General features: G+C 40.6%; 5 protein-coding genes and 1 pseudogene. All 6 read right to left on the reverse strand.

The genetic code is table 11. From position 1 onward, the window contains the following. Positions 1 to 915 (reverse strand): prophage tail fiber N-terminal domain-containing protein (locus B9N71_RS11855; protein WP_208610508.1); only part of this gene is annotated, 915 nt, incomplete at its 3' end. Positions 916 to 956: 41 nt separating this feature from the next. After that, a pseudogene (locus B9N71_RS11860) lies at positions 957 to 3,941 on the reverse strand (TipJ family phage tail tip protein); the annotation flags it as partial. Between the two features lie 253 nt (positions 3,942 to 4,194). Continuing rightward, positions 4,195 to 4,812, reverse strand: coding sequence for a tail assembly protein (locus tag B9N71_RS11865; RefSeq protein WP_085166062.1), 618 nt, complete (start codon positions 4,810 to 4,812; stop codon positions 4,195 to 4,197). Continuing rightward, a complete protein-coding gene (locus tag B9N71_RS11870; protein ID WP_370738316.1) occupies positions 4,755 to 5,468 on the reverse strand; it encodes a C40 family peptidase in 714 nt (237 codons plus the stop codon). The genes B9N71_RS11865 and B9N71_RS11870 overlap by 58 nt, the downstream gene beginning before the upstream one ends. Positions 5,469 to 5,474: 6 nt before the next feature. Beyond that, positions 5,475 to 6,179, reverse strand: coding sequence for a phage minor tail protein L (locus tag B9N71_RS11875; RefSeq protein WP_208610509.1), 705 nt, complete (start codon positions 6,177 to 6,179; stop codon positions 5,475 to 5,477). Beyond that, entirely contained in the window at positions 6,176 to 6,505 is a 330-nt protein-coding gene (locus B9N71_RS11880; protein WP_085166064.1) for a phage tail protein, read from the reverse strand. Before B9N71_RS11880 ends, B9N71_RS11875 begins: the two co-directional genes overlap by 4 nt. Positions 6,506 to 6,738 lie beyond the last annotated feature (233 nt).

Consider the following 6,738-nt stretch of genomic DNA (forward strand, 5'->3'; position numbering starts at 1 on the left):
TTGGTCGCCAATCATGTCTTTTACAACTATGTGAGCACCCACCTTGTAAATAGGTGAGTCGTTAACAACCTCTTTAATGGCTGGAACAGTACCAATATCATCAGCGGTTGGTTTATTATTTGGAGAGTAAACACGTTGCCCTTGTTCAGTTAATTTTTTAACATCTAATGAGCCATTAATTGACTGGTTTTCTTCACCTGTTTTTTTGATAAAATTTGAATTATCGATAGTAGACGCCCAATTTTTAGCATCATCTGCTGATTTTTTAGCATTTTGTTCAGATGTTTTAGCTTTGTCTTCCGACACTTTAGCCGCATTTGCGCTATTACTAGATTGCTCTGCTGAGTTACGTGACTCTGTAGCTGATGAACTCGCACTATCTGCATATGATTTTGCTAAATCTGAATACGATTTAGCTGATGAGTTAGCATTAGTTGCCGTTGTTGCTGATTCGCTTGCTGATTGTGCGCTGTTAAACGCATTATTTTCACTGGCTTTTGCATTATCAGCACTAACTTTTGCATTCGTTTCAGATGTTTTGCTATTTCTTTCTGAATCTGACGCTTTTTCAGAAGATTTATTTGCATGATTACGAGCATCGATAACTTGTTGCAGTATTTCTGGCGTAATTTCACTCTCCAACGGATTCAGTAAAAAATCATTTAATGTGCCATCTTTTGAATCTGAAAATACTTGAATAGCGCCCAGTTTTTTCGGCGGAAACCCATTTATAATCAGCTTCACATCGTAATCACACGGCAACACGTTCATTGTGTAACTGCCATTATTTGCGACTTGAAATGCTTGTGTTTGTGTTAGTACTTTGCTTGTTGTTTTTTTTGCGTATAACTCGATTGTGCAGTTGTTAATAATATTACCCGCACCGTCTGTTAATACTCCTGATATTTTTGCCATATTTGCTCCTAAAATAAAAAAAACCGCTACATGAGCGGTTGTTATTTTTTCAATGTCATTATTGTGATGGAATTCGGTATGCCAGATACTTTATATTTATCTGGCGTTTGCGTGCTAACAACAAGAGTTTCGTTGGCGGGTATTGATCTTAAAAACATCTCGCTGACAACTGGGTTAAGAACCGTCGTTTCTAATCTGTGACGCGCAGGAGCTGGGTGCGAAATTTTTCTAATAGTAATATCCAGCCTGCCCAAATCCCAAGAGTCTGGATGCAAGCTATCACCGCTTCCCCCATTGTTCCGATGCCTGACAGCAACTAACGTCACTGGCATTATAACTAATTCTCGTTCGAACGGTTCAGGTGCTATAGTAACAGAGCCATTTTTTTTACACGTGTGCATTTTTACAATGTCACCGACAATTTGCATTGCTGTCAATTTTCCTTGAATCTGACAGTTCTCATTAATCACAACATTGTTTAATTGCCCAGAATTCGCATAAATATTGCCTGAGATGTTAGCTCGTCTAGCGTTTAGCGTACCGTCTTCTAGTAATTCAAAAGTTGGAGGATTACCTGCACTGATAACATTACCCGCAACCATCCTGCCACCCGTAATTAACGGTGCTTTGATTTCGGTGCCAGCGATTAATCTGTCACCTCTCATTGTCCCTGTTGCAATTAAATCACCATCTAAAAACATGGCCGGCTCAACCCAATACGCACCGTTGTACATTCTTGCTTCAGAGTGTGCTACTTTCCCCGCACCATCTAATGAGTAGATAATTAATGTTGTATCACGAGCTGGATAAAACCCAAATTCACGATAAAACATTTGAGTAGCATCATCATTATTAGTCGGAAATTTACCGTCATGTGTTTGAATCCTAAATAATCCACCTGCCCCATTTTCTGCAATTAATGTCCGAGTGTTAGCAATGAACATCTCTGAGCGACCAACTACGTTAACTGCATTCACGCCGTACCAGTATTCAGTATCTGGCTGGCAATCAACATCAGTTAACGTCATCGCTCGACCAAGATAATTACGCTTCGCTTCAACTTCGGCTTTGGTCGTACCTTTGTAGAATTCGAATTGTGTACCCAAACTCGATACAGAAGTCATTACTGGTCGAATTGCTACGTTAAAGCTGCTTGGTGTTAACACTAAACCCGATGGTTTAGCTGGCGGCAGAATCGAAAAAGCAATCGTAGTTTCATCGCCTAATCGTCCATCTTCCGCTACCCCTCTAACAGTTGCGATAAACTTGCCTTGTTGCAGGTCTGATAAATAATACTCGGTATCATTAACCGTTTCCCTGCTAATCAATTTATCATCACGATAGATTTTTACCTCAAATTTCAGGTTTTGAATCGTGCGAGGCGTGGACCATGATAAGCGAGCTTGATATAAATCAGATTCGGGGATAATTTCAGCCTGCAGTTGTTCAACGGGTGGGATTGACCAGCCAAAAATAGTGCCACTTTCTGCTTCGAATTTAGCCCCGTTATCAACAACCGCCTCCTTTTGCGGTTCATGTTGTAACGCAGTGATTGAGTAAGTGCCGTCACTGTTTTCAGCAATGGTTATTGCTTTGAACAAGCGTGGTTTGATTTTATTGTCATATAAGCCCCAGACAGAATACTCATCAACACTAACACTATTCTCCAAAACAATTTGATTTGGTTTAACTTGCGCTTGAATTTTGACTTTTTGTAGCTGCATATTTGTATCAGTCACACTTAAATACGCACTTTTCATGTTCTTAATGTCAATATCACGGTCCAACGTAATCGTGCTACCATTTGCTTCTAAAATTCGTCCACCGATTGTAGTGCCTGAAAAATCGTTATCGGCAATACCGATAATATCGCCGGGTAAATGACGAATACCTTCACGACCCACACTGAACGTAACCGTTTGTGTTTCGAGTTTTTCAGTTTGAATTAGCCATTTCCCAACTCGATGAGCCTGTCCTCTCGACGTGCAACCAAAGGCATCGATTTGCGCTACATTCAGCCCAAATCGTTTGATTAACTCATCGTCGGCAACGTACTCAGTTGTCGGCTCCCAGTTGTTACTGGGGTTAATATAACGCACATGCACAGCCGTATGTCGTGATTTCTGTGCTGCTGATGTGTAGTTAAACTGCCCCTCCACAACATTGGCATTTGAATAAATAGCAACTGGGTCGCTCGGTCTGTCCATTACTGCCGTGTATTGTGTCCCATCCCAAATCGGCATGGCTCGGAATATTGAGCACAAATCGTGAATCACATCATACGCTTGACGTTGCTCTGTGATATAACAGTTACAGGTAAATCGTGGTTCTTTGCCGCCAAATCCATCATCGACTAGTTGGTCACAGTATTGAGCAATCGTGTATAACGCAAATTTATCAACACCAAATTGACCAATTCGATTACCCATACCGTAACGTGCATTAGTCAAAATATCGTAAAATATCCACGCAGGATTATTGGTCCAAGCCAATTTAAAATTACCCGACCAAAAGCCCTTATACTCTCTCGTTTCGGGAGTGTAGTTATCAGGCACTTTAACTATCATCCCTTTAATGAGATAGTTACGACGAGGTACACCGCTAAACTGCGATGAATCGAATTTTAATCCAACAACTGCGGTATTCGGGTATGAAAATTTAGTATCGTAAATTTCAGTGTACGAACTCCATAGCGTATTATTAACTAACAGTGATGATGTACTATCTGGCGTTCTGCGAACTACACGAATATTAAACGGTTTCGGTGGTAAATCATCTAAAATAACAGAAGTTAAATACTGCGAGCGTGTTTTTTTATCGATTAAATCAACCTTTTTTACCGTTTTCCATATACTGCCCACACCGATTTGAATTTCCATTGATACTGAGGTTCGGTTAATATTTCCCTTGTTATCGGTTGAACTTAACGACTGCACCCCAACCGTAATCCGCACTCTGTCAATGTTTGGGTCGGTAATAGTGCGCACAATAGGCGTTGTTGCTTTTACTTCCAAATTAACAGGCACTTCATTTTCGGTTGCAGGAAATCCCTCAAGCGGTGCTTGCGCTTGAATGCCTGCCGTCCATTCAACATTAACGCCGTTAAAATTGTACGAACCGTCGGGGGCTTGAATTGGTGTATCATTTAAAAATATGCTTTGTAGACCGTTTGCTGGACCCTCTATCTGTCCTTCGCATAACAAATCAATAATACTAAGCTGTTGGTGTGACTTGAGGTTATCCTGCGCTTCCTTTGGCGTTTTTGCTTTTCCTGAACCTTTACCCATTTTTCTTCCCCTTTATGATTTCCGCCCACGGGATTGGTGTTGTTGGTTTTTTATCTGTATTCGTTGCGTCGTCTAATGTTTCAAGCCCTTGTGATAGTACTTTAGAGCCGATTTTGGTTAATCCGTAGCAAAGTGGTACTGGCGCACCTTGTGCTATTGTGTTGTCCAGATTAGAAAAATAGGTATTTTTATTAGTACCGCCGTCTGCTGATTTGTCCGTTTTTGGCAATTTGGTTAGCATCATGGCCACACCGCCGACCATCATCCCGACGCCCATTCCAACTAACCAATATTGACCAGTCCACGCACCAACAACAACCATGACCGCTCCTGCTATAGCGCTTAAAAAACCACCTTTAGCTCCAGCAACTTGGGGGACAATATGAATAACGGCATCTTGTGGAATTCGACTGTGTAGACCAAACTGTAAATTGTCATCGTTCATATCTACGCCGTTAATTCGTACCCGAAAATAGCCGTCCATGATTTGCTTTTTCAAGCCTTTGATTTGACAATACAAGCCATTCAATGCTTCTGCTGCTGTTTCTACATTCAGATTGAACTTATCGCCATATTGTTTAAGATTGCCGTAAAGCCTGACAATTGCCATTTTTTATGCCTCCATATTGAATGTGTGTATTTAAGCCAAAACCCGTCGTATAAATCCCGTTTAGAGAGACGATTTGGGCAATGATGTAAAATGAATTGATTGCCGATGTAGATAGCAGCATGGTTGGGAGTTGTTGAGCCAAGGCAAACCAAGATAACATCGCCTTCTTGAACGTCTTCAACTTGTTCAAACTCATTTTTAGGTAGTAAATCTAAGTAGAGATTTTGCCCGTTATGCCACCAATCGTCTTTCCGTTCATAGTCCGGCAAATCAATACCAGTTAGCATGTATGCGTCACGCACCAGTGTTAAGCAATCAGTCTTGCCGTGATTAAATTCACGACCTAGTAACGGCTTGATATACCTGAACTTATGAATTCGGTTATCGCAAACTAGCCACCAACTCAATCCTGTTTGTTGCTGATAAAATTGGTCGGCTTGGCTGAGTATCGGTAAGCCGTTTGGGTGAGAGTGAACAATTGCAGTTATTTCGCCCTGTTGTTCGGCTCTAATCCAATCGTCTGGCGATATTTCAAATGTTTCGGTTGGTGTTGGTGAAAGGTTGTTGCATGGCAGATAGGATTTATTATCAATAACAAATCCGCAGCACTCAGCCTCACCGCAAGAAATTGCATGATTAAGTATTTGTGTTTTCATAATTAATTAAGAGAGTTTTGCGGCAGTTGGAAAACCACCAAAAGGAAGAATACCGTGTTGGCCATGACGAAGCTTACAGCCATTTAGACAACGGCTACATTTATCTTTAGTAATATCGTTTGTCGGTTTATCAAATTCATCAGCTACAGGTCCACCTGTGTAACCACATTCTGATGAGCGATATATCCAACTGCACGTATTCGCAATAATCACACGAGCAGGAATTAGTGCCCCGTCTGATTCACACGGCAACGCTAATTCAAACGTAACAACCATTGAATTTTGTTGTTTAACTTGTTCAATGACATAATTAGAGATGATTTCGCAAAACGGGTCAGCATATTGATTACCATTTTCAAAGTTAACAGCGTCTAAGTATTTAACAGGCACTTCGTGACGGGTGACAACTGCGCCAAGTAAACCATCAAAATCAGCAATCAGACCAGTAATAAAGCCCATCGCATTGCTAACGCTCATTGTCGGGCGGTTACTAGTGCCCTGCCCGTTTTTTTGAAAACCCTCTACTTTAATAGGGTATGGCTCATAGATATTACCCTGCCATGTAATCGGTCGTCTCAGCTCATTTAATCCATTATGAAATCGAAATATTGTTTTATTACCCACAATTTTAGTTAAATCGACTTCATACAAATCAACAATCGCATCTTGTGCTATTTTTGTGATATCAAGTAGCATTTTTTTGGGGATCATGCGACTACCTCCTCGAATGTTGCGGTTATTGTTGTTACTTTGTTCATAACGTTAGATGTCCAACTTGGGCATTTAACTGTTATTAATCTGTGCGAGTTCGGCTCTCTCCATTTAAATGCGTGAAGCCCGCCCTGCCGTGTTAAAAAGTCATTGATGTGTTGCGCATCTTCTCGCAATACTTTTAGCGTGACACTGTATGAGCGCAAGTCGTTGTTAATGCCGTCTTTAATTCGTTGCTCGTAGCCGTCGCCAAGCTTAATGGTTTTTATCCTCGGCTCAGCTTTTTCACTCATATTCGGCGAAACTGGCCAGTGAAATGTTTCCATAGTTTTCTCCAGACATAAAAAAAGCCCGCAATTGCGAGCTTTAGGTTTTCAATGAATTAGTATTATTCTGTTAAATCTTCAAAATCATCACTTACAGGGGGATAAATGCTCCTTGCAATAAATTCAGTTTTAGGTTTATCAAGCTTTGCAAGACATACTTTACAATAGTATCTAAAATTATGTTAAGTTCATTTTTATTATTAAAATATATTACAACACCTCCCACCAATAAC

This window comes from Gilliamella bombi, assembly GCF_900103255.1.
GTDB classification, from domain to species: Bacteria; Pseudomonadota; Gammaproteobacteria; order Enterobacterales; family Orbaceae; genus Gilliamella; species Gilliamella bombi.

What these genes read in the sequence shown, in the direction of transcription:
- B9N71_RS11875 (WP_208610509.1), bottom strand. Translation starts at nt 6,179, where the DNA reads ATGATCCCCAAAAAAATGCTACTTGATATCACAAAAATAGCACAAGAT.
- B9N71_RS11865 (WP_085166062.1), bottom strand. Translation starts at nt 4,812, where the DNA reads ATGGCAATTGTCAGGCTTTACGGCAATCTTAAACAATATGGCGATAAG.
- B9N71_RS11880 (WP_085166064.1), bottom strand. Translation starts at nt 6,505, where the DNA reads ATGGAAACATTTCACTGGCCAGTTTCGCCGAATATGAGTGAAAAAGCT.
- B9N71_RS11870 (WP_370738316.1), bottom strand. Translation starts at nt 5,468, where the DNA reads ATGAAAACACAAATACTTAATCATGCAATTTCTTGCGGTGAGGCTGAG.